Genomic DNA, 23034 nt, shown 5'->3' with positions numbered 1-23034 from the left:
AGATGGCCACGCAGATTTCGAAAGCCGATTTCCGCGACGCCATGGCGAGGGTCTGCGCGCCCGTCAACATCGTCACCACCGACGGCCCGGCCGGACGCGGCGGCTTCACCGCCACCGCCATGTGCAGCGTCTCGGACGAGCCGCCGACGCTGCTGGTGTGCATGAACGGCCGGTCGACGCAGGCCGCCATGTTCCTGTCCAACCGGCGCTTCTGCGTCAACGTGCTGACCCATGACCACATGCATCTTGCGGGAAAGTTCGCGGGCGCGACCAGGGACATGGAAGCACGCTATTCGGCGGCACGTTGGCAGACGCTCACGTCCGGCACGCCGGCACTGTCGGATGCGATCGTCAATTTCGATTGCGAGATCGAGGATGTGCATATCGTCGGCACGCATAATGTCATGATCGGCCGGGTCATCGATGTCCGGCACGGCAGCGGCGGCTCGGCGCTGCTCTATGTCGACCGCAACTATACGCAGCCGACGCGGCTTGGCAGCTTTGGCGGGTGAGCCCTAGCGAAACCGCCCGGACCGAACGGTCAGCTCTCGCCGTCGATGAGGTTTTCCAGGAGGTCGAGCAGCTTTTCCAGCCTGTCGTGGCCGAAGCGCTGTTCGATGTCGTCATAGATGACGCGACGCTCGGGTGAGAGCGCATCGATCAGGGCGGAACCAGCCGGGGCGATTGTCAGCACGACGCGGCGGCCGTCGCCTTCGGCCTTGTTGCGGGTGATGAACCTGCGCCCCTCGAGCGCCTTGATGATGCGCGTCAGGCTGGGCGGCAACACCGATGCGCGATCGGCAAGCTCGGTCGCCTCGACCGGGCCGGCTTCGCTCAGCACGCGGAGCACGCGCCATTGCTGTTCGGTCACATCGTGCGCCGCGAGCATCGGACGAAACCGCGCCATCACCACTTCGCGGGCGTGCAGGAGCGCCATTGGCAGGGAACGACGGGTGTTTTCAGGCAGCAAGAAAAAAGCCTCCCACGCTGGCTTGCGATCGAAAACAGGCCTTCCTTTAGCCGAGTCCGCCCACCGAAAGCCCGTTCCAGCCATCCCCGTATCGTTGCGCCAAGGCCGATGCAAGACTTGACTTCATGGGCGCCTCATGTAATTAACGCGTTAACTACAACAAGACAAGTGATTGGGGAGCGAAACGCGGTGCCGCACTTCTCCATCGAGTATTCGGCCAATCTCGATGCCAAGGTCGATATGGGCGAGCTGTGCGCACTGGTGTTGCGCGCCGTGCTGGATACCGGGCTGTTCGAAACCGGCGCCGTGCGGGTGCGGGCTTTTCGCGCCGAAGCCTATGCGGTGGCCGACAGGCTGCCGGAAAACGCCTTCCTCGACATGTCGTTTCGCATCGGAATCGGGCGCAGCGCCGAGGAGAAGAAGCGGACCGGCGAAGCCGTCTTCGCGGCGGTGAGCGAGCACCTTGCCGCGCTGTTCGAGACACCGCATTTCGCCCTGTCGCTCGAGATCCGGGAAATCGACCCGGTGCTGAGCTGGAAGAAGAACGCAATCCACCCGCGACTGCGCGGCAAGTGACGGAAGCTGAGATGTCCGACCTGCAAGATAATCTGAAGAAGGCCGAGGCCTATCTGGCCCGTTTCAAGCGCGACGGCGTGCTGAACCAGATCGGCGGCGAAGCGGTGCCGGCGCTCGACGGCACGACGTTCGAAACGCTGTCGCCGGTCGACCTCAAGCCGCTAGCCAATGTCGCGCGCGGCGGTGCCGTCGACATCGACCGCGCCGCCAAGGCGGCGAAGGCGGCGTTTCCGGCCTGGGCCGCGATGCCGGGCGAAGCGCGCAAGAAGCTGCTGCACAAAATAGCCGACGCGATCGAAGCGCGCGCCAAGGAGATCGCCTTCGTCGAATGCATGGACACCGGCCAGGCGCTGAAGTTCATGGCCAAGGCGGCGTTGCGTGGCGCCGAGAATTTCCGCTTCTTCGCCGACCGTGCGCCGGAGGCGCGCGACGGCGAAACGCTGCGAACCACGGGCCAGGTCAATATGACCACACGGGTGCCGATCGGCCCGGTCGGCATCATCACGCCGTGGAACACGCCGTTCATGCTGTCGACCTGGAAGATCGCGCCGGCGCTGGCCGCCGGCTGCACCGTGGTTCATAAGCCGGCTGAATTCTCGCCGCTGACCGCCCGCCTGCTGGTCGAGATCGCCGAAGAAGCCGGCCTGCCGAAAGGTGTGTGGAACCTAGTCAACGGCCTCGGCGAGCACGCCGGCAAGGCGCTGACCGAGCATCCCGACATCAAAGCGATCGGCTTCGTCGGCGAAAGCCGCACCGGCTCGATGATCATGCGCCAAGGCGCCGACACGCTGAAGCGCGTCCATTTCGAGCTTGGCGGCAAGAATCCGGTGATCGTCTTCGCCGACGCCGACCTGGAGCGCGCCGCCGACGCCGCTGTCTTCATGATCTATTCGCTGAACGGCGAGCGGTGCACCTCCTCGTCACGGTTGCTGGTCGAAGCGTCGGTCTACGACGAATTCACCGATCTGGTGGCGGAGAAGGCAAAGCGCATCAAGATCGGCCATCCCCTTGACCCCGCAACGGTGGTCGGCCCGCTGATCCATCCGGTGCACGAGGAAAAGGTGCTCTCCTATATCGAGATCGGCAAATCGGAAGGCGCGGTGGTCGCCGCCGGCGGCGGCAAGTTCGCCGGCCCGGGCGGCGGCTGCTATGTCAGCCCGACGCTGTTCATCGGCGCCACCAACAGGATGCGCATTGCCCAGGAAGAGATCTTCGGGCCGGTGCTGACTGCCATTTCCTTCAAGGATGAGGCGGAAGCGCTGGCGCTGGCCAACGACACGCAATACGGCCTGACCGGCTATCTCTGGACGTCGGACGTCACCCGCGCCTTCCGCTTCACCGACGCGCTGGACGCCGGCATGATCTGGGTCAATTCGGAGAATGTGCGCCATTTGCCGACGCCGTTCGGCGGCGTCAAGAATTCCGGCATAGGCCGCGACGGTGGCGACCATTCCTTCGACTTCTACATGGAGACGAAGAACATAGCCTTCGCCACGACCGCGCACGCGATCCAGAAACTCGGCGGCTGACCGGAGGAGATCAGAAATGCCCTTGCCCAAGCCCAATCTATACCCTGAATTCAACATCGTGCGCCTCAGCCATGTCGAACTGGCCGTCACCGACCTCGCCAGGTCCCGCGCCTTCTATGTCGACACGCTCGGCCTGCAGGTCACCGACGAGACCGCCGATACCATCTATCTCAGGGCATTGGAGGAGCGCGGGCACCATTGCATCGTCCTGAAGAAGGCCCCTACGGCCGAAGCGCGCGACCTCGGCTTCAAGCTGTTCTCCGAGGAGGACCTCGATAAGGCCGAGCATTTCTTTGGAGGAAAAGGCCTGCCGGTGGAATGGGTCGAGCGGCCCTACCAGTCGCGCACCTTCCGCACCCGCGATCCGCACGGCATTCCGCTCGAGTTCTATGCCCAGATGGACCGGCTGCCGCCGATCCACCAGAAATATGCGCTCTATCACGGCGTCAAGCCGCTGCGCATCGATCACTTCAACTGCTTCTCGCCCAATGTCGACGAGTCCGTCGCCTTCTACAACGAGCTCGGCTTCCGCGTCACCGAATACACCGAGGATGCGAGCAGCGGAAAGCTGTGGGCGGCGTGGACGCACCGCAAGGGCGGCGTCCACGACATCGCCTTCACCAACGGCATCGGGCCGCGCCTGCACCACGTCGCCTTCTGGGTGCCGACGCCGCTCAACATCATCGACCTGCTCGACCTGATGGCGACGACCGGCTATCTCGCGAACATCGAACGCGGGCCTGGACGGCACGGCATTTCCAACGCCTTCTTCCTCTATATCAGAGACCCCGACAACCATCGCATCGAGATCTACTGCTCGGACTACCAGACGGTCGACCCGGACCTTGAGCCGATCAAATGGGACCTCAAGGATCCGCAGCGCCAGACGCTGTGGGGCGCGCCGGCCCCGAAAAGCTGGTTCGAGGAGGGTAGCAGATTTGCCGGGGTTGCGGCGCGCCAGCCGGATCTGACGGCTTCGCCGATTGTGGCGCCGTGAGTGTTTCGAAAATGATGTCTGCGTCCCTTCGCGCCCCCCTCTGTCCTGCCGGACATCTCCCCCATTTGGGGGGAGATCGGCTGGCCGCTCGGCCGGCGCCTTTCTTGCAGCGTCGGAAATTGGCGAAAGCGGAGGTGACATCCAATCTCTCCCCTCGTGGGGGAGATGTCCGGCAGGACAGAGGGGGGCGCCGTAAAGCTCCAAACCAGCAGAAGCCCACCGGAGGTGCAGCATGAGCAGGGCACAGCTCGCCACCTTCACCGTCGGCGGCAAGGCACGGTATGGCGCGATCACTGGCAAGGGCGTCGTCGACCTGTCCGCCCGCCACGGCCAGTGGCCGACGCTGCGCGAAGTGATCGAGGCCGGCGCCTTGCTGCGCCTGGCGGAAGAGGCCGACGCCTTCGCCGCCGATTTCCCGCTCGACGCCATCGCCTACGACATCCCGATCCCATCACCGGAAAAGATCATCTGCGTCGGCGTCAACTATCCCGACCGCAACGAGGAGTACAAGGACGGCCAGGCAGCACCTGCGAATCCGTCGCTGTTCATCCGCTTCCCGCGCTCGTTCGTCGGCCATGGCGCGCCGCTGGTGCGGCCGCCGGATTCACCGCAGCTGGACTATGAGGGCGAGGTCGTCATCGTCATCGGCAAGGCCGGCCGGCGGATCGCGCAAGCCGACGCGCTCGGCCACATTTCTGCACTCTCGCTGTGCAACGAAGGCACCATCCGCGACTGGGTGCGCCATGCCAAGTTCAACGTCACGCAAGGCAAGAATTTCGACCGCAGCGGCTCGATCGGTCCCTGGCTGGTGCCGTTCACGGACGAGGCGCAGATCGCCGACATTACGCTTTCCACCCGGGTCAATGGCGAGCTGCGCCAGCAGGACCGCACCAGCCGCATGATTTTTTCCTTCCGCAAGATCATCGCCTACATCTCGACCTTCACCACGCTGGTGCCTGGCGATATCATCGTCACCGGCACGCCGACCGGTGCCGGCGCGCGCTTCGACCCGCCGGTCTGGCTGAATCCGGGCGATGTGATCGAGGTCGAGGCAGACGGCATCGGCGTGTTGCACAACAGCGTCGTCGACGAGGCAGCGACATGACCCCGGAGCAAGTGGAAGACGCCGCCAACCGGCTGTTCGAGGCCGAGCGTTCGCGCCGCCAGATCCGGCTGCTCAGCCTCGACTTCCCCGAGGCGACGATGGAGGACGCCTATCGCGTGCAGGCCGCTCTGGTGACGCGCAAGATCGATGCCGGGCTGAAACCGAAGGGCTGGAAGATCGGCCTGACCTCCAAAGCGATGCAGTACGCGCTGGCCATCGACACGCCGGATTCGGGCGTGCTCTTCGACGACATGTTCTTCAACGACGGCGCGACGATTCCCGCCGGCCGCTTCATCCAGCCGCGTGTCGAGGCCGAGATCGCCTTCGTCATGAAAGCGCCGCTCAAGGGTCCCGGCGTGACCCTCTTCGACGTGCTCAACGCCACCGACTACATCACGCCGGCGCTCGAAATCCTCGACACGCGCATCGAGCGCGTCAATGCGGAGACGAAGAAGACGCGCACCTTCTTCGACACGATTTCCGACAATGCCGCCAATGCCGGCATCGTCATCGGCGGCCGGCCGCAGCGGCCCGAGGTTGCCGACATGCGCTGGATCGGCGCCATCGTCTCGCGCAATGCCGAGGTCGAGGAGACCGGGCTTGGCGCCGGCGTGCTCAACCATCCGGCGATGGGCATTGCCTGGCTGGCGGACAGGCTCGCCCGTTACGGCATGTCGATCGCGGCCGGCGAGGTGGTTCTCTCGGGGTCCTTCGTGCGGCCAGTCGAGGCGCGGCCCGGAGACACCATCGTCGCCGATTTCGGCAGTTCAGGCACGGTCAGCATTCACTTCGCCTGACCGGCAGGCCAGCGCCGGTCACTCACCATGCAGATAGTCGATCACCACATCGGCTGCGATGGCCGACATGCGCATGCCGACATCCCTGGTGATGTCGCCTTCGACGCGGCTCTGCACCCAGCCGAGGAAGGCGAAAGCGCGCAACGCTGAAAACAGCGGCAGTGCGGCGATGTCCTGCGCCGTCAGTCCCCGCAACTGCCGATAACCGTCGAGCAGGGCGGCCTCGATCAGCGGATAGATCGCCTCCTCGCGGTTCTGGTAGAGGGCAACGGCAAGATCGTACATGTGCCAGCCATAGCCGCAATCGTCGAAATCGATGATGCGGATCGCGCCGTCGTGGACGAGCACGTTCTCGCGCACCAGATCGGCGTGGATGATGCAGAAATTACGGGCGCTGCGTTCATGCTCCGACAGCGCCTTCACGGCCTTGTCCCGCGCCTGGAAAACCAGCTCGCGGCGAAGATCGTCGAGGAAGGGCGAGGTCTCGAAGCGGCCCCAGGTCGGGGCCGGGCCGAAGAAGCCGTCGAAATCCCAGGCATGGCGGGTGAAGCCGGCGGGCGGCGTCCAGGCGCCGGTGACGTTGTGCATATGCGCGATGGTTCGCCCGATCGCTGTGAAGATCTGCCTTGCCTGCTCGGGCGTGTAATCCAGCGGCACGCCTCGCGCCCCAACGGCGCGGCCTTCCAGCCAGCTGAGACAGTCGACCTGGCGAGGCGGCGCCGATGTGCCGGTATCGACTGGCACGAACAGGTCGCCGCTCAGCGCCGCGAGCGGAGACGGCGTGGCGACGCCGGCCGACTGCAGGAAGGACATCCATTGCAGTTCCGAGCGCAGCGCGGCGTCTGAATGATAGCCAAGCCGGTGAACGCGCATGGCCGCCGGCTGGCCATCGGGCAAGCGGACCCGAAACACCGCGTTCTCGCGGAATTTCAGCAGCTCGGGCTCACCGACGCGGATGCCCCAATGCTGGAGCGCGTGCCGCGCCAGTTCAGTGACGGTGGCGGCATCTTCCGGTTCGGACGGCACGGAAACAGCGTTCACGCCGGCACTCCGCAAACTTCATCGAGCACCTCGTCGAGCGCGCCGATCAGGAAGGCGGCATCGTCGCGGGAAAACGGCATGGGCGGGCGGATCTTCAGCACATTGCCGTGGATGCCGGTCCTGCCCATCAGCACACCGCGATGGCGCATCCGGTTGGCGACTTGCTCGGCAATGTCTGATGCCGGCTCGCGCGTCTTGCGGTCGTGAACCAGCTCGGCACCGAAAAACAGCCCGGCGCCCCTGATCTCGCCGATGCACTCGTGGCGATCGGCCAGCGGGCGCAGCAGGCCCTGCGCATAGGCGCCGACATCGCGTGCGTTGGCGACGAGATCTTCCTGCTCCAGAACATCGAGAACGGCATTCGCCACCACGCAGGAAACCGGGTTGCCGCCAAAAGTGTTGAAGTAGCGGAAAGCGTCGCGGAAGGTCGCGAGGATCTCACTGGTGGTGACCACGGCGGCGACCGGGTGGCCGTTGCCCATCGGCTTGCCCATGGTGACGATGTCGGGAACGAAACCGGCGCGCTGATGGCCCCAGAAATGGCTGCCGGTGCGGCCAAAGCCGGGCTGCACCTCGTCGGCGATGACCAGGCCGCCGGCTTCGCGCACCGCCGCCACGGCTTCGCCAAAGAAGCCGTTGGGAAGCGCCGGGAAGCCTTCATTGGCGAGCAGCGGACACAGGATGATGCCGGACAGGCCGATGCCGTCCTGCTCGAGCGAGGCGATGGCTTCGCGCACGGCGTCGCCAAAAGCCTTGCCGTTGGCCATCGCCTCCGGATGGCGATAGCTGTCGGGCGCCGGCACCAGCCTGACGTGGCGGGCGCGGCCACCGACCGGCGGCATGCGCGTGCTGAGCTGCGAAACCGCTGCCGTGTTGCCGTGATAGGTGGCGTCGGTGGCGATGATGCCCATGCGGCCGGTGGCGGCCTGCGCCATGCGCAACGCTATGTCGTTGGCCTCGCTGCCGGTGCAGGTCAGGATGGCGGTGGACAGGCTGGCATCGAAGGTCGCGGTGAGCCGCTCGACATAGTCGAGGATGGTGGTGTGCAGATAGCGCGTGTGGGTGTTGAGCAGGCTTGCCTGCCGGCACAGGGCCTCGACCACGTGCGGATGGCAATGGCCGACATGCGCGACATTGTTGTAGGCATCGAGATATTTGCGGCCGTCGGCGTCATAGAGCCAGACGCCTTCGCCGCGCACCAGATGCACGGGCTCGTCATAGAACAATTGCGATTTCGCGCCGAGCAGCCGGGAACGCCGGCTAACCAGCGCCTCAACACCCTCATTTTGCTGCCCCGCTTTTTCCCGCGAATAGGCCATCTGCGTACCGAAACTCCGTTGTAACCGCGTCAGACCTTAGACAGGCCTGCCTCCAGTGCTTCGCCGATCCTGGCGACATCGGCGGCGCTGATGATCAGCGGCGGCGACAGGATGATGTTGTTGCCCGAAACGCGCAGCATGACGCCGGCTTCGTAGGCCGCCTCCGAAACCACGGCCATGGTCTTCTTGTCGGCCGGCTTCTTGGTGGCGCGATCCGAGACCAGTTCGAGCGCCGCCATCAGGCCCTTGTACCTGACATCGCCGACGATGGCGTGCCTGGCCTTCAGCCCTTCCAGCACGGCGGCGAGTTCGATGCCCCGCGCGGCCGCGTTCTCGTCCAGGCGGAGGCGTTTGGTTTCCGCAAGCGCCGCCAGCCCCGCCGCGCAGCCGACCGGATGGCCGGAATAGGTGTAGCCGTGGCCGATCGAGCCGAAGCTGGTTTTGTCGGCTTCAAAGACGTCTGCAACCTTTGCGCCGATAAGGGTGGCGCCGAGCGGGAAATAGCCGGAAGTAATCGCCTTGGCGATGGTCATGAAATCCGGCTTCACGCCCGACAGCCTGGAGCCCGACCATGCGCCCGAGCGGCCGAAGCCCGTGACCACCTCGTCGGCGATCAAAAGGATCTCGTGGCGGTCGCAGATCTCGCGCACCAGCGGCATGAAGCTCTCATGCGGAACGATGACGCCGCCGGCGCCGAGAACCGGCTCCATGATGAAGGCGGCGATGGTGTCGCCACCCTGGAAGGCGATCTCGTCCTCCAGCGCCCTGGCGCACAGTTTCGCCAGCCGCGCCGGGTCGGTCTCGTCGAACGGGTTGCGGAAGGTCCACGGCGCCGGGATGTGGAAGACACCGGGCAGCAGCGGCTCGTAGTTGCGGCGGAAATTGGCGTTGCCGTTGACCGAGGCGCCGCCGAAATGGGTACCGTGATAGCCCTTCTTCAGGGCGAGGAACTTTGTTCGATCACCCTGTCCGCGGATCTTCCAGTATTGCCGGGCCAGTCGCAGCGCGGTTTCGACCGAATCCGAGCCGCCCGAGGTGAAGAAGGTCCGCACCATGCCTTCCGGCTCGAACCATTCACTGAGCTCGTAGGCTAGTTCAATCGACGGTCCGGTCGAGGTGCCGCGAAAGCCGGAATAGTAGGGCAATGCACTGAGCTGGTCGGCGATCGCCTTTTTGATCGGGTCGCAGCTGTAGCCGAGATTGACGTTCCACAGGCCGCCGACGGCGTCGAGCACGCTTCTGCCATCGATGTCGGTGACGGTGACCCCCTCGCCCTTCATGATGATCTTCGGCGGATTGGCCCGCATCTCGGCCGGATGCGCCATGGGATGCCAGATCGGCTTGGCGTTTGTCTCGGTGAGGAAATTGATGTCGCGCATGGCAGGCTCCGCAAATGGTCTCAGACGGCTGGGACGAGGTCGAAATGGCCGAGGGCTTCGGCATAGGAAAGTGCTGGCCGCGCAACGTCGAAATGAACGGTGCGCATGCCGGCGGCACGGCCGCCATCGACATTGCGCTTCTGGTCATCGACGAAGACGCAAGCCTCGGCAGGCAGGCCGAGCGCCTCGGTGACGGAGGCATAAGCGCGCGGATCGGGCTTCAGGATGCCGGTATAGGTCGCGTCGACTATTGTGTGGAACAGGCCGAGCAGCGGCAGCCGCCGGCGGAAGTCGGCCCCGTAGAAGAGGTCGAGCTCGTTGGACAGGATCGCCAGGCGAAAGCCCGCCGCATGGACGGCGCGGATGGCGCTGTCGGCCTCCGGCCGCACCACCTTTTGCGGCTCCGCCCCGCGCGCACGCTGGACGAAGGTTTCCATTGCCTGCCAGTCCTCGCCGACGAGCCGGCCGACTTCGCTTGTGCGCGTACGCCAGTAGTCGCGCTCGCTGATCTCGTCGGCCTGCATCGCGCGCCAGAGCGGATCGCTGTCCGGATCGAACGGCCCGCGCCATTGCAGCGTTCCCGGCTCAAGGCCGAGCGCCTGTTCGGTCAAGGCATGGGTCTCGAACAGCGTCCGGGTGACGACACCGCCGAAATCCAGGACCAACGCCTGAGCCAAAGGAACGCTCAAGCGGCTTCTCCCTTGGCTGGCGCACCGCGCGGAACAATGCCTTCCTCGACCCATCGGTCGAAGATCTCGAGCGCCTTGCCGACGAAGTCGTCGCTGTTGATGTGGGCGTCGATCTCGTGGAACTCCACGCCAGCAGGCATAGCCTTGCGCATTTCGTCGGCGAAGGCGGCGAGAGCCTCCGGTTCGTAGAGCGGCTCGCCCGGCATGTCCCATTCCTGGATGCCGCCGGAGGGCAGGATGAAGGCGGCGCGCCCTTTCGCCGCGCCGAGCTTGGCGGCGATGGTTCTGGCGACCTGGCGGCGGTCGTCGGCATCGACGGTGACCGAACCGATCAGCCTGTTGTGAGCGTGGAACGGGCGTCGCGCAAACTTAGCCGGCAAATCCTGCCAGGTCGGCAGATCGACCATGTCGACCGCACCGGGCGCCGCGATCTGCGGAATGCCGCGGGCGCCGGCGTTCTCCAGCCGGTCGATGCCGGAACTGACGACGGAGCCGGCGAGATGGTTGGTGATTTCCTGCAGGCTGAAGTCGAACACCGCGCAGAAATGCCCCTGCCCGGCAATCGACTCGAAGGCGCGGCCGCCCATTCCAGTGGTGTGGAATACGGCGACATCATAGCCGCGCTGCTCCAGTGCCGGCTTCAGCGTCTTCATGTAGCGCAGGCAGCTGCTGCCGAGCGAGGTCATGCCGATGGTCGGACCGATGGCGGGAGCCGTGGCGCGCGACGCCAGCATGATCCTGGCCGCGCCGACAACCGCGCCGCAGGCCTGCGAAAGAACCGCCTTGCAGATGGTGTTGAGGCCATAAAGCCCACCCGCCCACAGGATCATCATCAGGTCGGGCGCGACGCGTTCGGGCGGGATGAGATGCGAATAGGCGATGGTCGAGACGACGAATTTCGGCACACCGAGCGGCAGGCAAAGCGCGACGTCGAGCGCCAGGTCGGTTCCCATCGAGCCGCCGATGGCGATGAAGCCATCGATCTCGCCGGTTTGATATAGCTTGCGCGCCAGCTGCACGGCGCCGCCGGCCATCAATGTCATGGCGGTGTTTTCGTCGCCGCTCGCAACGATCTCGGCGATCGTCACATCCACGGCGCGCGCAACGGCATGCTTGTCGTGATCCGGGCTGTAAGGCGGGTCGCCCAGCACGCTGACATCCATCATCACCGCGTTGCCGCCCGATGCCTCGATGCACTGCTTCATGAAGCGCAGCTCGTCGGCCTTGGTGTCACCGGTGCCGATGACCAGGATGCGGGGCACTGTCGTCGTCTCTGCCGACATCACGCCTGCCTCCTCAGCGTTTGCAGGTTTTCGCCGTTGAGGCGCATCGAAATCTCCCGTGCCGCGGCCATCACTGCAAGTCCCCGTTCCGCGATCGCCGCCGGCGTCGTCCTGGCGTTCGGCGCGGCCACCGCGATGGTGCCGAGCGCAAAGCCGTCCGCCGCGCGGATTGCCGCCGCGACGCTGATCACCCCTTCCTCGAAACCCTGGTCGCAGATCGAATAGCCGCGATCGCGCGTCTCGGCGATGGATGTGGAGATGGCGGCCGGCTCGATCAGCGTATGCGTCGTGAAGGCCTTGAGGGAGCCCGTCAGGCATGCCTTGACAGTCTCGTCGCGGGCGAAGGCCAGATAGGCGATGCCGGAGGCGGTTGAGTGCAGCGGGAGAAGCTGGCCGATATCGATATTGACCCGGTTTGCCCAGGCCGGATGCTCGACATGGACGGTGACCAGCGCATCGACGCCGAATTCCGAAAGATGCACGGTCTCGGCTGTGGACGCCGCGAGGTCCCGCACCAGGGGAACCGCTGTCTGCAGGAAGGGAAAGCGCGCCTCGCGGATGCGGGCCAGACGCGACAGGCCTGCGCCGAGGCGATAGTGCCGCGTGGCGGCATCCTGTTCGACGAAGCCATGGCCGCTCAACGCCACCAGCAGCCGTCGCGTCGTCGCCTTGTCGAAGCCCGACCGGCGCGCCAGATCGGACAGTCCGAGTTCGGGCTCGTCGACGGTGAACAGCTCCAGAAGTGAGATCGCCTTGCCGACCGTACCCAACTTCGCCTCCTTCGACTAATCATTTAACGTGTGAATTAACTTGACAGGCATCGGCTTTGTTTGCAAGTCTATATTCAAAATAAGGGTTCAAATAATGAACCGGCATTCAGAGCAGATGGAACAGGCCAATTGGCCAGCGGACCCAAGGGTTCGCATACAGGAGGGACCAATGTCAGCAGTTACGGAGCAGGCGCCGGCCAACAGGCTGCGCAAGAACAGTCTTGGCGTCGGCGCCATCACCTTCATGGTGATTTCGGCGGCGGCACCCCTTACGGCGGTAGCCGGCGGCACACCGCTCGGCATGCTGATGGGCAACGGCGCCGGCTTTGCCGGTACCTATCTCATCGTGACCATCCTGCTGCTGTTGTTCGCGGTCGGCTATGTGACGATGTCGCGTCACGTCGGCAATGCCGGCGCCTTCTACGCCTATGCGGCGCGTGGGCTCGGCGGCCTGGCCGGCGGCGCCACGGCGCTGATCGCCATCCTGTCCTACAATGCCATGCAGATCGGCGTCATGGGCCTGCTCGGCGCAGCGACGGCCGGATTGTTTGCCGGCTGGGGCATCAATTTGCCCTGGTGGGTATGGAGTTTCATCGCCATCGCGCTGGTCGCCGTGCTCGGCTATCGCCAAGTCGACCTGTCGGCCAAGATCCTGACGGTGCTGGTCCTGTGCGAATATCTGGTGGTACTGGTCCTCGACATCGCCATCCTCAAGACCGGCGGCGATAGCGGCCTGTCGGCGGCGCCGTTCAGCTGGAGCCAGATCACATCAGGTGCACCGGCCATCGCCATCCTGTTCTGCTTTGCCGCCTTCATCGGTTTCGAGGCGACGACCATCTATGCCGAGGAAGCCCGCGACCCCGAGGTCACGGTTCCGCGCGCCACCTATTTCTCCGTGCTGCTGATCGGCGTCTTCTACATGGTCACGGCATGGCTGATGGCGGTCGGCGCCGGTGTCGACAAGCTGCTGCCGGCGCTGCAGGGGCTGCAGGATCCGACGACCTTCCTGTTCGGCCTGTCCGACCGTTACGCCGGAACGATGCTGTCGCATGCGATGAGCATCCTGTTCGTGTCGAGCCTGTTTGCCGGCGTGCTGGCGTTCCACAATGCGGTTGCCCGCTACATCTACGTCTCGGGCCGCGAAAAGCTTCTGCCGCAGACGATCGGCGTGACCCATTCGGTGCATCAGAGCCCGCATGTCGCGTCGGTCATCCAGAGCGTGCTGGCGGCAATCGTCGTCGGGCTGTTCGCCGTGCTCGGCCTCGATCCGGTGCTGGCGCTGTTTTCGTGGCTGACCAATGTCGCAACGCTCGGCGTCATCGTCATGATGGCGGTGGCGTCGCTGGCCGTGGTGATGTTCTTCCGTGCCAATCCGGCTGCCCGGGAGAATGCGCTGAAGACCACCATCCTGCCCGGTCTGACCTTCATCGCCTTCGTCGTCATCATCTACCTGATCGTCATCAATTTCGGCAGCCTGTCAGGCGCCGGCGGCTTCCTTGGCGTGTTCCTGCCGGGATTGGTGCTGATTGCAGCAATTGTCGGATTGCTGCTGGCAAGCGCGCTGAAGAGCCGCGATCCGGTCGCCTTCGAAAATCTCGGCCAGCCGTTGAAGGATTGAGCGGGACGCAGGATCGAGGGAAGCAAGGGGCGGCGCGCCAAGCCGCCCCTCGTACTGCTTAACTCCAGAAGTGAGAACACAATGATCAGCCAGGATGCCATCGACACGTTGCGCAAGACGGAGATCGGGGCGCGACGCCTGTTCATCGATGGCGCACAGATCGATGGCATGAGCGGCGCGAGTCTGCCGGTGACGTCGCCGATCGACGGCCGGCCCTTCGCCAGCATAGCCGACGGCAATGCCGCCGACGTCGACCGTGCCGTCAAGTCGGCGCGCAAGGCCTTCGAGAATGGTTCGTGGTCGCGCTCGGCACCCGCCTTCCGCAAGAAGGTGCTGACAAGACTCGCCGAGCTGGTCGAAAAGCATGCCGACGAACTGGCCGTGCTCGGCGTCCGCGACAATGGCACAGAAATAGGCATGGCCTACAAGGCCGAACCGCTCTCGGCGGCAGGCACCATCCGTTACTATGCCGAGGCGATCGACAAGATCTATGGCGAGATCGCGCCGACGGCCGAGAACGTGCTCGGGCTGATCCACAAGGAACCGCTCGGCGTCGTAGGCGTCATCGTGCCGTGGAACTTTCCGCTGATGATCGGCGCCTGGAAGATCGCGCCCGCGCTCGCCGCCGGCAATTGCGTGGTGGTCAAGCCGCCGGAGATCGCTTCGCTGACGCTGCTGCGGCTGGCCGAGTTGGCCAGCGAGGCCGGACTCCCCGCCGGTGTGTTCAACGTCGTCACCGGGCGCGGCGCGGTCACCGGCGAAGCGCTCGGCCTGCATATGGATGTCGACGCCATCGCCTTCACCGGGTCGGGGCCTGTCGGTCGGCGGCTGCTCGAATATTCCGCGCGTTCCAATTTGAAGCGGGTCTTCCTCGAACTCGGCGGCAAGTCGCCCAACATCGTCTTTGCCGACGCCCCGGACCTGAAGCAGGCGGCGGTCGTCTCGGCCAATGGTATCTTCCGCAATTCCGGCCAAGTCTGCGTCGCCGGCTCGCGCCTGCTCGTCCAGGCGTCAGTCTATGACCGCTTCATGGACGAGCTGCTCTCGGCGACCACGCGGCTGAAGGTCGGCGATCCGCTTGATCTCTCAAGCGACGTCGGCGCGGTGTCGAGCTCCGAACAGCTGGCCAAGAATCTCGGCTTCGTCGACCGGGCGGCGGCCGAAGGCGCCCGGCTGGTCACCGGCGGTGAACGAATTCTCGCCGAGACCGGCGGCAGCTACATGGCGCCGACGATCTTCGACAACGTGACGCAGGACATGCAGCTGGCCCGCGAGGAGGTGTTCGGGCCGGTGCTCGGCGTCATGCGCTTCGAGACCGAGGAGGAGGCGGTGCGGCTTGCCAATTCGACCGTATATGGGCTGGCCTCGGCGGTGTGGACAGCCAACCTTTCCACCGCGCATCGCATGGTGCGCGCCATCAATGCCGGCGTCGTCCACGTCAACACCTATGGCGGCGCAGACATCACCGTGCCGCTCGGCGGCGTCAAGCAGTCCGGCTTCGGCCGCGACAAGTCGCTGCACGCGCTGGAGAAATATCTCGACCTCAAGACTGCCTGGATCGCTCTCTGAGACCGGCGGCAGCCGGTTCTCTTGGAATCTGCCTCCCTCTCAGGGCGCGCCGGGATCGACTGTAGGCCCCGCCGCGGTCGGTCAGGCGGCGTCTTGTGCTCACTCTCCTGAAATTTTTGAGAGAATATTCCCGGCTTTGACGAGAACGGCGAAACGCGTTCTTTGATAAAATCGATAGAATTTCTGATGATGTGACCAAGGCTCGGCAATCCGCCTGGCTGCCATGACTTCACAACCGCAGAGATCAATCATGACTGACTTCAAGAACACTTTGCCATCTTCCCTTTGGTCAACCCTCAACCGGCGCAGTGGCCTTGCTCTGCTGTTCGCATCGGCTGTCGCCATCGGCAGCCTGATGGCGCCTCATGCGTCGTTCGCCGAGGACAAGAAGGCGATCAAGGTCGGCATCATCAGCGGTGAGGACGAGGATGTCTGGCGCGTCGTTGTTGCGCAGGCGGCCGAAAAGGGTCTCGCGATCGAAACCGTAGTGTTCAACGACTATACCCAGCCCAACGAGGCGCTCGAGCGCGGCGAGATCGACGCCAACGCCTTCCAGCACCAGCCCTATCTCGACAATCAGATCAAGACACAAGGCTACCACATCGTCCGCGTCGGCTATACCGGCGTCTGGCCGATCGGTCTCTACTCGAAGAAGTACACCAAAGTCGCCGACCTGCCCGAAGGCGCGGTCATCGGCGTGCCGAACGATCCGTCCAACGAAGGCCGGGCGCTGCGCGTGCTGCAGAACGAGGGGGTGATCAAGCTGAAGGACGGCACCGGCATTCTGGCCACCACCGCCGACATCGCCGAGAACGCCAAGAAGGTGGTGATCAAGGAACTCGACGCAGGCATCGTCGGCCGCTCGGTCGAGGACCTCGACGCCGCCGTGGTCAACACCGACTGGGCGCTGAAAAGCGGCCTGACGCCGGAAAACCGCATTGCGCAGGAGCCCATCGCCGACAATCCCTATCGCAACTTCATCGCGGTGAAGGTCGGCAATGAGAACGAGGCCTGGGTGAAGACGCTGGTGGCGTCCTATCAGAACGAGGCGGTGAAGGCCGAGTTCGACAAGGTCTACAAAGGCACCGGCCTCAGCGCCTACTAGGGGATATGCGGGCGCTGACGTGCCTGCTTTTACCGGGAAAGCGGTCCGCGCAACGCGCGGGCCGCAATTGCATTTCTAGGGGATCCGCGCATGAACCAGCATTTTGCCGCAACCGCCGAGACCACGGACCAGCCGGGCGCAACACCGCAGGACGTGGTGCGCCTTGTCGACCTGAAGCGCCGTTTTGGCGCGACAGCGGCACTCGATGGCATCTCGCTGACGGTGCGCAAGGGCGAGATCCTCGGCATCATCGGCCGCAGCGGCGCCGGCAAATCGACGCTGATCCGCTGCCTGAACGGGCTGGAGCGGCCCGATTCCGGCGAGGTCTTCATCGAAGGCCGCGAGATTAGCCGGCTCGGCGAGCGCGATCTGCAGCCGCTGCGGCGGCGCATCGGCATGATCTTCCAGCATTTCAACCTTTTGTCGGCCAAGACGGTCGAGGACAATGTGGCGCTGCCGCTGAAGATAGAGGGCCGGCCGAAGGCCGAGCGGCTGCAGCGCGCCGCCGAATTGCTTGACCTCGTCGGCCTGTCGGAGAAAGCCAAGACCTACCCGGCGTCGCTATCGGGCGGCCAGAAGCAGCGCGTCGGCATCGCCCGGGCGCTTGCGGCGCGGCCGGCGCTGCTGCTGTCGGACGAAGCCACTTCGGCGCTCGACCCGGAGACGACGCGCTCCATCCTCGCTTTGCTGAAAGACATCAACCGGCAGCTTGGGCTGACCATCCTGCTGATCACCCACGAGATGGAGGTGATCCGCTCGATCGCCGACCGGGTGGCAGTGATCGATGCCGGCCGCATCGTCGAGGAAGGGCCGGTGTGGTCGGTATTTGCCGAGCCGCGCTCCGAGATCACACGCAGCCTGCTCGGCGCCATCCGGCCGCAGCTGCCCGCCGAACTGGCCGCCCGGCTGCTGCCGTCGGCCGGCACGGAGACGGTCCTGCGCGTGGACGTGGCCGGCGAGGCGGCTCGCGGCCCATTGCTGTCCGATCTCGCCACTGCTGTTCCAGGCCCCTTCCGCCTCATCCATGGCGGCATCGACCACATCCAGCAGCAGCCCGTCGGGACGCTGTTCGTTTCTGTCCCTGGCAGCGATGCAAGCCATCTCGCCGCCGTCATCACATTCCTGAAGGCCCGCCAGGCGCGGGTGGAGGTGCTTGGCCATGTCGCCAATCCTGTTTGAGCTTCTGCTTCGTTCGATCTGGGAAACCGTGCTGATGACGGCCGCGTCCGGCCTGATCTCGCTGGTCTTCGGCCTGCCGCTGGGGCTGGCGCTGATCGCCACCGAACGCGGCGGCATCGCCGAAAGCCTATGGGTGAACCGCGCGCTCGGCGCCGTCATCAACGGCTTCCGTTCGGTGCCCTTCATCATCCTTCTGGTGGCGCTGATCCCGGTGACGCGGCTGATCGTCGGCACCTCGATCGGCACGTGGGCGGCCATCGTGCCGCTGTCGATCGCCGCCACGCCCTATTATGCGCGCATCGCCGAAGTGTCGCTGCGCGAAGTCGACCGCGGGCTAATCGAGGCGGCGCGCGCCATGGGCGGCAATCGTTGGACGATCATCCGCGAGGTGCTGGTGCCCGAAGCCCTGCCCGGCATCGTCGCCGGTTTCACCGTGACGCTGGTGACGCTGATCGGCGCCTCGGCGATGGCCGGCGCCATCGGCGCCGGTGGGCTCGGCGATCTCGCCATCCGCTACGGCTATCAGCGTTTCGAGACCAGCGTCATGATCGCCGTGGTGATCGTGCTGATCATCCTGATCTGCGGCATCCAGTGGGCAGGGGACCGGCTGGTGGCGAGGCTGGATCGGCGAGGGTGAGGACGAGGCCGACGATCTGGACGAAATTGTCCTCCATACCTATAGCGATGCTTCTGAACCACAAGGCCCGACGATCTGGCTTGGACGAGGTCTGCGTCGCGGCGTTGGGACGAAGACGTTCAGTAGTTGCCGACGTCGTCGTCAGGTCGACGTCCGGGACTATTCGCACCAAGGCCAGTAGCCGCCCCGTAGGCCTTCCAGGTCGCAGAGGCATATGCCGCTGCTATGCTGTACAAAAATCGACCAAGGTGGACCTTACGCCACTTCGGCAGTTCGTTCGTGAGCGTTTTACCTGCCTTTCCCAAAACCTCGGTGACGATGGACATTGGAGTTTCCTCTCGGATGTTGTTAGTTGCGAGAGGCAACATCGAATGCGGGGCGTGAGATGCCTGTGAAAAGCTCGTGAATATCGCGGAAAAAGCAGAAATTCAGAGTATATCGCGATGAGCCCAGCGCGGCTCGATCTCCTGGGTGGTTTTCACCTGACGTCGCCGCAGGGGAAACCCTTGGAGGTGGCTGCCAAGAAGAATAGAGCACTTCTGGGCATTCTCGCCGTAGCACCGAACCAGGAGGCGACGCGTCACAAGCTGGCTGCTCTTCTATGGAGCGATCGAGGCGAGGAGCAGGCAAGGGACAGTCTACGGCAGGCCCTGGCCGCTATCCGCAAGGACTTTGCCGGGTTGGGAGCGGATGCCTTGGCCCTGGTCGGGGATCGTGTCGCGCTCAATCCGAAATTCTTCACCATCGACGTGACTGAATTCGTCGCTGCATCCGCAAGCCGTGATGCGGCCGAGCTTCGGCGGGCAGCCACCCTCTATGCCGGACCTTTTCTTGATGGGTTGAGCACGTTTGACAACGCTTTCGAGGATTGGCTTCGCGAAGTCCGTGCCGACCTGTCCTTGCGGGCAATCAATGTGTTCGAGCTTCTGGCAGAATCGGAGAGCGGCATCGAGCGCGTTGCAATTTGCGAACGGCTGGTCGCTCTTGATCCGCTGCGGGAGCCGTCGCATGCCGCGCTGATGCGGGCGCATATCGCCTCGGGTCAGGCCGCGCTCGCCATCAAGCATTATGAGGCGTGCAAGCTGTTGCTGAAGCGCGAGCTGAACCTGGAGCCAGGTGACGAGCTTCGGCTATTGCGCAGGAGCATGGACGAGACGCCCAGACCGCAAACCGACGGCGCATCAAGCCGCGGACCAGTCGTTGCAGTTCTCGCATTCGAGAATATGAGCAGCGACGCCAGCCAGGAATATTTCAGCGACGGGGTCACCGAGGACATCATCACCGAACTGGGGCGATTCGGTGAACTTCATCTTATAGCCCGCAATTCCTCCTTTGTGTTCAAGGGAAGGACTGTCGACGCCGTCACCATCGCGAAGCAGTTGTCCGTCGACTACCTGCTTCGGGGTAGCATTCGCCGGGCCGGCGACAGGGTCAGGATCTCATCGCAACTCATAGAGGCCAGATCCGGCAATCAAATCTGGGCCGATCGATTCGATCGGGAGCTGACAGATATTTTTGAGCTCCAGGAGGAGATCGCCAGAAGCGTCGCTATCACCGTCGTCGGCACAATCCGAACTTCGGGTGTGGAGAAGATACGGCGCCTTCCGATCACCCAGCTCGATGCCTACGATCTGTATCTTCAGGCTCGCGTTCGGATGGTTCGCTATGACACTACTCTGGAAGCAGAGCCCTATCTTGCCAGGGCGATTGAGCTCGACCCGAATGTCGCTACCATCCATGCAATGATGGCGACCGTACTCACAAGCAAATGGCTGCTTGAGGGGGACGGGAACACGCTCACGATCGCTCTTGCCCACGGTCGCCGTGCTCTAAAACTTGAACCGAAACAGGCATGGAGCCATACAGCGGTGGGTCACACGCTCATCTTCATGGGACAGTTAGAGGAGGCGTTGCTGCATCTCGAGCAGGGTGTGAACCTTAATCCGAACGAAACCCGGGCGAGAGCAATACGGGGCTTGTGCTGGAGCTATCTCGGTCGGCATGAGGAAGCTTTGTCCGATCTGGACGTCTGTATCGCCCGTGATCCCCTGAATTACGATTGGTTCTGGGATCTACGCGGACAGGTTCTCCTGGTTCTCGGACGGTATCCTGAGGCGATAGCCTCCTACCGGAATCTCAATTCCTATGCATTTTGGGCCTATGCGTTTCTGGCGGTCTGTCATTTGAGAATGGGTGACGAGCATCTCGCCGCTCACGCAGCCAGGCAGTGTCTGGCGGCAAGGCCCGGTGCGACCGTGAGCACCATCTTGATCGATCCGTATCGTAACCCAAAAATCCTGGAGGACCTTCGGAGAGACCTGCTTGCTGTCGGCATACCCGACGGATGAATGTCGGCCTTCCGCCATACCCTTAACCCAAAAGGAAAGCCCAAGAGCGATTTCCGGAACAAGCCGCGCTAGCCCCTCAGCCTGACCCCCTCGGGGTCGAAGAACGGTATCGGCGCCACGACCGCGCGGGTCGGCTTGCCGTCGATGTCGATGCTGAGTTCCGTGCCGACAGCCGTGAACGGCAGCCGCAGATGCGCGGTCGCCAGCACCTTGCCGAGGGAATAGCCGTGGTCGCTGTAGGTGACGATGCCGGCGCCCTCGCCACCGGCCAGAACCCTGGCGTCGGTCGCGGCCGGCCTGTCACCGTCGAGGATCAGCCCGACCCACTGCTCGTCCAGGCCCTTGTCGCGGACCTTGAGCAAGGCTTCGCGGCCGACGAAATCGCCCTTGTCGAACTTGATCCAGCGGTCGAGGCCGACATGGAACGGCGTGCGGGTCTCGTCCATGTCGATGCCATGCGCCGGATAGGCTTTTTCCAGTCCGAGCGTGAACATCGCCAGCACGCCATAGGGTTTCAGGCCAAAGTCACGGCCGGCGGTCATCAGCGCGTTCCAGACCGAAGCCGCCTCGTCGGCCGGCACGAACAGTTCGAAGCCTAGCTCGCCGGTCACGCCCGTGCGCGAGATCAGCACCTTCGTCTCATCGATGCGTCCCGAGGTGAACGACCAGCGCTTGAGCCCGTCCAGATCGGCGTCCGCGATCAACGCCTTCAGCAGTTCGCGCGAGCGCGGCCCCTGGATGGTCGGGAAGGCGATGGCCGCGGTGATGTCGGTGACATAGGCCTTGCGCCCCTGCGCATGATGCAAAAGCCACGGCAGCATCTTGAGACGATTGACCGAGCCGGTCACCAGCATGAAATGTTCGGGCGCCAGACGGAACACGGTGAGGTCGTCCATGATGCCGCCATCCTCGCGGCAGACGGTGGAATAACGGACCTGGCCGGGCTTCATCGCCGCCGCATCGTTGACGATGACATGATTGACCAGCGCCTCGGCGTCTGGCCCCTTGATGTCCATCTTGCCCATGGTGCTGAGATCCTGCACGCCGACATTCCTGCGCGTGTTCAGGTGCTCGTCGGCAATGCCGGAATAAGTCTTGGCCGAGATGAAATCGCCACCGACCCGACCCATGGTCGCGCCTAGTCCGACGATGCTGCTGTAGAAGGGGGAGCGCCGTTCAGCCAAGAAAGTCTCCATTATTCATAGAAATCGGCAGCGCCGGACAGCGCTGCCGAAGGGAATTTCTGCCGGGATCAGCTGCCGTAAACGTCGAAGGAAAAGTATTTATCGTTGATTTCCTTGTATTTTCCGTTGGCACGCAGTGCGTCTATTGCCGCATTGAACTTGTCGGCCAGCTCCTTGTCGCCTTTCTGCAGCGCGATGCCGACGCCGGGGCCGTGAATGGCCGGGTCGGCCGTCAAGGTGCCAAGCAGCTTGCAGCAGGCGCCGTCTGGTTTCTTCAGCCACTCGGTCAGAATGATCGAGCCGTCCATCATCGCGTCGAGGCGTCCGTTGGCCATGTCGGTGCGGGCGTCATCGCCGGTCGGATAGGCCTTGACGGTCGAGCCTGAGTATTTCTGCTCGGCGAATTTCTGGTGGATGGTCGCGGTCTGCACGCCGAGCGCCTTGCCTTTTAGGTCCTCCGGCGATGTGCCTGATATGGTCGAATCCTTCGGCACCGCGATGGCCGGCGGCGTCTGGTAGTATTTGTGGGTGAACTCGACCTTCTCGGCCCGCTCCGGTGTGATGGTGATGTTGATGATCGCATCGAACTTGCCGGCCTGCAGCGCTGGGATAGAACCGTCGAAATCCTGCACGGTGAACTCGCACTCGGCCTTCATCTCAGCGCACAGCGCCTTGCCGAGGTCGATGTCGAAGCCGCCCAGCGTGCCGTCGGCATTGGCGTAGTTGAAGGGCGGATAGGCGCCCTCGGTGCCGATCCTGAGCTTCTTGTCCTGGGCGGATGCGGCACCCGTGGCGAGAACCAGGGCGACCGAGGCGGCAAGCACGAAACGACCGAAAAGACGCATGTCCGAGATCTCCGTTGACCGGAGAAGTCTACGGGCTTTCGTGACTCCGGCGGAGACGGAAACGACATGTGCTGCGGCGATCACGGCGCGGCGA

Annotated in this window: 23 protein-coding genes; 12 read left to right on the top strand and 11 right to left on the bottom strand. The window is 64.1% G+C overall.

Features of this window, described 5'->3' with window-relative positions; all coding sequences use genetic code 11:
- Window positions 1-2: 2 nt before the first annotated feature.
- Window positions 3-512: a flavin reductase gene (locus AC1D2G_RS03405; RefSeq protein ID WP_095083603.1), complete on the top strand. Its 510-nt coding sequence runs from the start codon at window positions 3-5 to the stop codon at window positions 510-512.
- A gap of 29 nt (window positions 513-541) precedes the next feature.
- Here AC1D2G_RS03405 and hpaR read toward each other — a convergent pair whose 3' ends face one another.
- Window positions 542-937 carry a homoprotocatechuate degradation operon regulator HpaR gene (gene hpaR, locus AC1D2G_RS03400; RefSeq protein ID WP_245331082.1) on the bottom strand — a complete coding sequence of 132 codons (396 nt, stop codon included), beginning with the start codon at window positions 935-937 and terminating at the stop codon, window positions 542-544.
- Window positions 938-1159: 222 nt separating this feature from the next.
- Between hpaR and AC1D2G_RS03395 the strand changes: the two genes are divergently transcribed.
- The 5 genes from AC1D2G_RS03395 (at window position 1160) to hpaH (ending at window position 5974) form a co-directional block, all read left to right on the top strand.
- Complete coding sequence (locus AC1D2G_RS03395; RefSeq protein ID WP_477412024.1) at window positions 1160-1546, top strand: 5-carboxymethyl-2-hydroxymuconate isomerase; 387 nt, start codon at window positions 1160-1162, stop codon at window positions 1544-1546.
- 11 nt (window positions 1547-1557) lie between these two features.
- Window positions 1558-3075 carry a 5-carboxymethyl-2-hydroxymuconate semialdehyde dehydrogenase gene (gene hpaE / locus AC1D2G_RS03390; RefSeq protein ID WP_477412022.1) on the top strand — a complete coding sequence of 506 codons (1518 nt, stop codon included), beginning with the start codon at window positions 1558-1560 and terminating at the stop codon, window positions 3073-3075.
- A 16-nt stretch (window positions 3076-3091) separates the two neighbouring features.
- The gene (hpaD, locus tag AC1D2G_RS03385) at window positions 3092-4072 is read left to right on the top strand and encodes a 3,4-dihydroxyphenylacetate 2,3-dioxygenase (RefSeq protein WP_477412020.1); all 981 of its coding nucleotides are present in this window, start codon (window positions 3092-3094) and stop codon (window positions 4070-4072) included.
- Window positions 4073-4304: 232 nt separating this feature from the next.
- Entirely contained in the window at window positions 4305-5177 is an 873-nt protein-coding gene (locus AC1D2G_RS03380; RefSeq protein ID WP_477412018.1) for a fumarylacetoacetate hydrolase family protein, read from the top strand.
- The gene (hpaH, locus tag AC1D2G_RS03375) at window positions 5174-5974 is read left to right on the top strand and encodes a 2-oxo-hept-4-ene-1,7-dioate hydratase (RefSeq protein ID WP_477412016.1); all 801 of its coding nucleotides are present in this window, start codon (window positions 5174-5176) and stop codon (window positions 5972-5974) included. Before AC1D2G_RS03380 ends, hpaH begins: the two co-directional genes overlap by 4 nt.
- Before the next feature lie 18 nt (window positions 5975-5992).
- On the opposite strand, the gene AC1D2G_RS03370 is transcribed toward hpaH, so the two are convergent.
- Genes AC1D2G_RS03370 through AC1D2G_RS03345 form a run of 6 tightly spaced genes read right to left on the bottom strand, consistent with a single transcriptional unit; the run spans window position 5993 to window position 12455 of the window.
- Window positions 5993-7015 carry a phosphotransferase enzyme family protein gene (locus AC1D2G_RS03370; RefSeq protein ID WP_477412014.1) on the bottom strand — a complete coding sequence of 341 codons (1023 nt, stop codon included), beginning with the start codon at window positions 7013-7015 and terminating at the stop codon, window positions 5993-5995.
- Complete coding sequence (locus AC1D2G_RS03365; RefSeq protein WP_477412012.1) at window positions 7012-8334, bottom strand: aminotransferase class III-fold pyridoxal phosphate-dependent enzyme; 1323 nt, start codon at window positions 8332-8334, stop codon at window positions 7012-7014. Before AC1D2G_RS03365 ends, AC1D2G_RS03370 begins: the two co-directional genes overlap by 4 nt.
- Window positions 8335-8363: 29 nt before the next feature.
- Window positions 8364-9713, bottom strand: a complete 1350-nt coding sequence (locus AC1D2G_RS03360; RefSeq protein ID WP_477412010.1) for an aminotransferase class III-fold pyridoxal phosphate-dependent enzyme — start codon at window positions 9711-9713, stop codon at window positions 8364-8366.
- A gap of 20 nt (window positions 9714-9733) precedes the next feature.
- A complete protein-coding gene (locus AC1D2G_RS03355; protein WP_477412433.1) occupies window positions 9734-10390 on the bottom strand; it encodes an HAD family hydrolase in 657 nt (218 codons plus the stop codon).
- Window positions 10391-10398: 8 nt separating this feature from the next.
- On the bottom strand, window positions 10399-11685 hold the full coding sequence (locus AC1D2G_RS03350; RefSeq protein ID WP_477412008.1) for a Tm-1-like ATP-binding domain-containing protein: 1287 nt from the start codon (window positions 11683-11685) through the stop codon (window positions 10399-10401).
- Window positions 11685-12455 (bottom strand): IclR family transcriptional regulator, encoded by a 771-nt coding sequence (locus AC1D2G_RS03345; protein ID WP_477412006.1) that lies wholly within the window; start codon window positions 12453-12455, stop codon window positions 11685-11687. The genes AC1D2G_RS03350 and AC1D2G_RS03345 overlap by 1 nt, the downstream gene beginning before the upstream one ends.
- A 169-nt stretch (window positions 12456-12624) precedes the next feature.
- Here AC1D2G_RS03345 and AC1D2G_RS03340 point away from each other — a divergent pair, with 169 nt between their 5' ends.
- Together AC1D2G_RS03340 and AC1D2G_RS03335 are read left to right on the top strand one after the other, a co-directional pair.
- Window positions 12625-14073, top strand: a complete 1449-nt coding sequence (locus tag AC1D2G_RS03340; protein ID WP_095083626.1) for an APC family permease — start codon at window positions 12625-12627, stop codon at window positions 14071-14073.
- A gap of 81 nt (window positions 14074-14154) precedes the next feature.
- Complete coding sequence (locus AC1D2G_RS03335) at window positions 14155-15642, top strand: aldehyde dehydrogenase (RefSeq protein WP_477412004.1); 1488 nt, start codon at window positions 14155-14157, stop codon at window positions 15640-15642.
- A 99-nt stretch (window positions 15643-15741) separates the two neighbouring features.
- On the opposite strand, the gene AC1D2G_RS03330 is transcribed toward AC1D2G_RS03335, so the two are convergent.
- Window positions 15742-15894, bottom strand: coding sequence for a hypothetical protein (locus AC1D2G_RS03330; protein ID WP_477412002.1), 153 nt, complete (start codon window positions 15892-15894; stop codon window positions 15742-15744).
- Here AC1D2G_RS03330 and AC1D2G_RS03325 point away from each other — a divergent pair.
- The 3 genes from AC1D2G_RS03325 to AC1D2G_RS03315 all read left to right on the top strand — a co-directional run bounded on the left by AC1D2G_RS03325 (window position 15893) and on the right by AC1D2G_RS03315 (window position 18563).
- The gene (locus AC1D2G_RS03325) at window positions 15893-16747 is read left to right on the top strand and encodes a MetQ/NlpA family lipoprotein (protein WP_477412000.1); all 855 of its coding nucleotides are present in this window, start codon (window positions 15893-15895) and stop codon (window positions 16745-16747) included. The two genes, AC1D2G_RS03330 and AC1D2G_RS03325, sit on opposite strands and share 2 nt — an antisense overlap.
- A gap of 90 nt (window positions 16748-16837) precedes the next feature.
- Entirely contained in the window at window positions 16838-17926 is a 1089-nt protein-coding gene (locus AC1D2G_RS03320; protein ID WP_477411998.1) for a methionine ABC transporter ATP-binding protein, read from the top strand.
- Complete coding sequence (locus AC1D2G_RS03315; RefSeq protein ID WP_477411996.1) at window positions 17907-18563, top strand: methionine ABC transporter permease; 657 nt, start codon at window positions 17907-17909, stop codon at window positions 18561-18563. The genes AC1D2G_RS03320 and AC1D2G_RS03315 overlap by 20 nt, the downstream gene beginning before the upstream one ends.
- Window positions 18564-18682: 119 nt before the next feature.
- Here AC1D2G_RS03315 and AC1D2G_RS03310 read toward each other — a convergent pair whose 3' ends face one another.
- Window positions 18683-18889: a hypothetical protein gene (locus tag AC1D2G_RS03310; RefSeq protein WP_477411994.1), complete on the bottom strand. Its 207-nt coding sequence runs from the start codon at window positions 18887-18889 to the stop codon at window positions 18683-18685.
- Window positions 18890-19075: 186 nt separating this feature from the next.
- Here AC1D2G_RS03310 and AC1D2G_RS03305 point away from each other — a divergent pair, with 186 nt between their 5' ends.
- Window positions 19076-20911: a BTAD domain-containing putative transcriptional regulator gene (locus AC1D2G_RS03305; protein ID WP_477411992.1), complete on the top strand. Its 1836-nt coding sequence runs from the start codon at window positions 19076-19078 to the stop codon at window positions 20909-20911.
- 68 nt (window positions 20912-20979) lie between these two features.
- On the opposite strand, the gene AC1D2G_RS03300 is transcribed toward AC1D2G_RS03305, so the two are convergent.
- Together AC1D2G_RS03300 and AC1D2G_RS03295 are read right to left on the bottom strand one after the other, a co-directional pair.
- Window positions 20980-22095: an aminomethyl transferase family protein gene (locus AC1D2G_RS03300; protein WP_477393216.1), complete on the bottom strand. Its 1116-nt coding sequence runs from the start codon at window positions 22093-22095 to the stop codon at window positions 20980-20982.
- A 68-nt stretch (window positions 22096-22163) separates the two neighbouring features.
- Entirely contained in the window at window positions 22164-22940 is a 777-nt protein-coding gene (locus AC1D2G_RS03295) for an ABC transporter substrate-binding protein (protein WP_457150539.1), read from the bottom strand.
- Between the last annotated feature and the right edge of the window lie 94 nt (window positions 22941-23034).

The sequence above is a fragment of the Mesorhizobium sp. P2_C7 genome, from assembly GCF_056404515.1.
The sequence above is the reverse complement of the archived record's forward strand: the minus strand, read 5'-3'. Positions and strand labels throughout refer to the sequence as shown.

Coding starts and splice junctions, on each gene's coding strand:
- AC1D2G_RS03405 (WP_095083603.1), top strand. CDS start 3: ATGGCCACGCAGATTTCGAAAGCCGATTTCCGCGACGCCATGGCGAGG.
- hpaR (WP_245331082.1), bottom strand. CDS start 937: ATGGCGCTCCTGCACGCCCGCGAAGTGGTGATGGCGCGGTTTCGTCCG.
- hpaE (WP_477412022.1), top strand. CDS start 1,558: ATGTCCGACCTGCAAGATAATCTGAAGAAGGCCGAGGCCTATCTGGCC.
- hpaD (WP_477412020.1), top strand. CDS start 3,092: ATGCCCTTGCCCAAGCCCAATCTATACCCTGAATTCAACATCGTGCGC.
- AC1D2G_RS03380 (WP_477412018.1), top strand. CDS start 4,305: ATGAGCAGGGCACAGCTCGCCACCTTCACCGTCGGCGGCAAGGCACGG.
- hpaH (WP_477412016.1), top strand. CDS start 5,174: ATGACCCCGGAGCAAGTGGAAGACGCCGCCAACCGGCTGTTCGAGGCC.
- AC1D2G_RS03365 (WP_477412012.1), bottom strand. CDS start 8,334: ATGGCCTATTCGCGGGAAAAAGCGGGGCAGCAAAATGAGGGTGTTGAG.
- AC1D2G_RS03360 (WP_477412010.1), bottom strand. CDS start 9,713: ATGCGCGACATCAATTTCCTCACCGAGACAAACGCCAAGCCGATCTGG.
- AC1D2G_RS03350 (WP_477412008.1), bottom strand. CDS start 11,685: ATGTCGGCAGAGACGACGACAGTGCCCCGCATCCTGGTCATCGGCACC.
- AC1D2G_RS03340 (WP_095083626.1), top strand. CDS start 12,625: ATGTCAGCAGTTACGGAGCAGGCGCCGGCCAACAGGCTGCGCAAGAAC.
- AC1D2G_RS03335 (WP_477412004.1), top strand. CDS start 14,155: ATGATCAGCCAGGATGCCATCGACACGTTGCGCAAGACGGAGATCGGG.
- AC1D2G_RS03325 (WP_477412000.1), top strand. CDS start 15,893: ATGACTGACTTCAAGAACACTTTGCCATCTTCCCTTTGGTCAACCCTC.
- AC1D2G_RS03330 (WP_477412002.1), bottom strand. CDS start 15,894: ATGATTGATCTCTGCGGTTGTGAAGTCATGGCAGCCAGGCGGATTGCC.
- AC1D2G_RS03320 (WP_477411998.1), top strand. CDS start 16,838: ATGAACCAGCATTTTGCCGCAACCGCCGAGACCACGGACCAGCCGGGC.
- AC1D2G_RS03315 (WP_477411996.1), top strand. CDS start 17,907: ATGTCGCCAATCCTGTTTGAGCTTCTGCTTCGTTCGATCTGGGAAACC.
- AC1D2G_RS03310 (WP_477411994.1), bottom strand. CDS start 18,889: ATGTCCATCGTCACCGAGGTTTTGGGAAAGGCAGGTAAAACGCTCACG.
- AC1D2G_RS03295 (WP_457150539.1), bottom strand. CDS start 22,940: ATGCGTCTTTTCGGTCGTTTCGTGCTTGCCGCCTCGGTCGCCCTGGTT.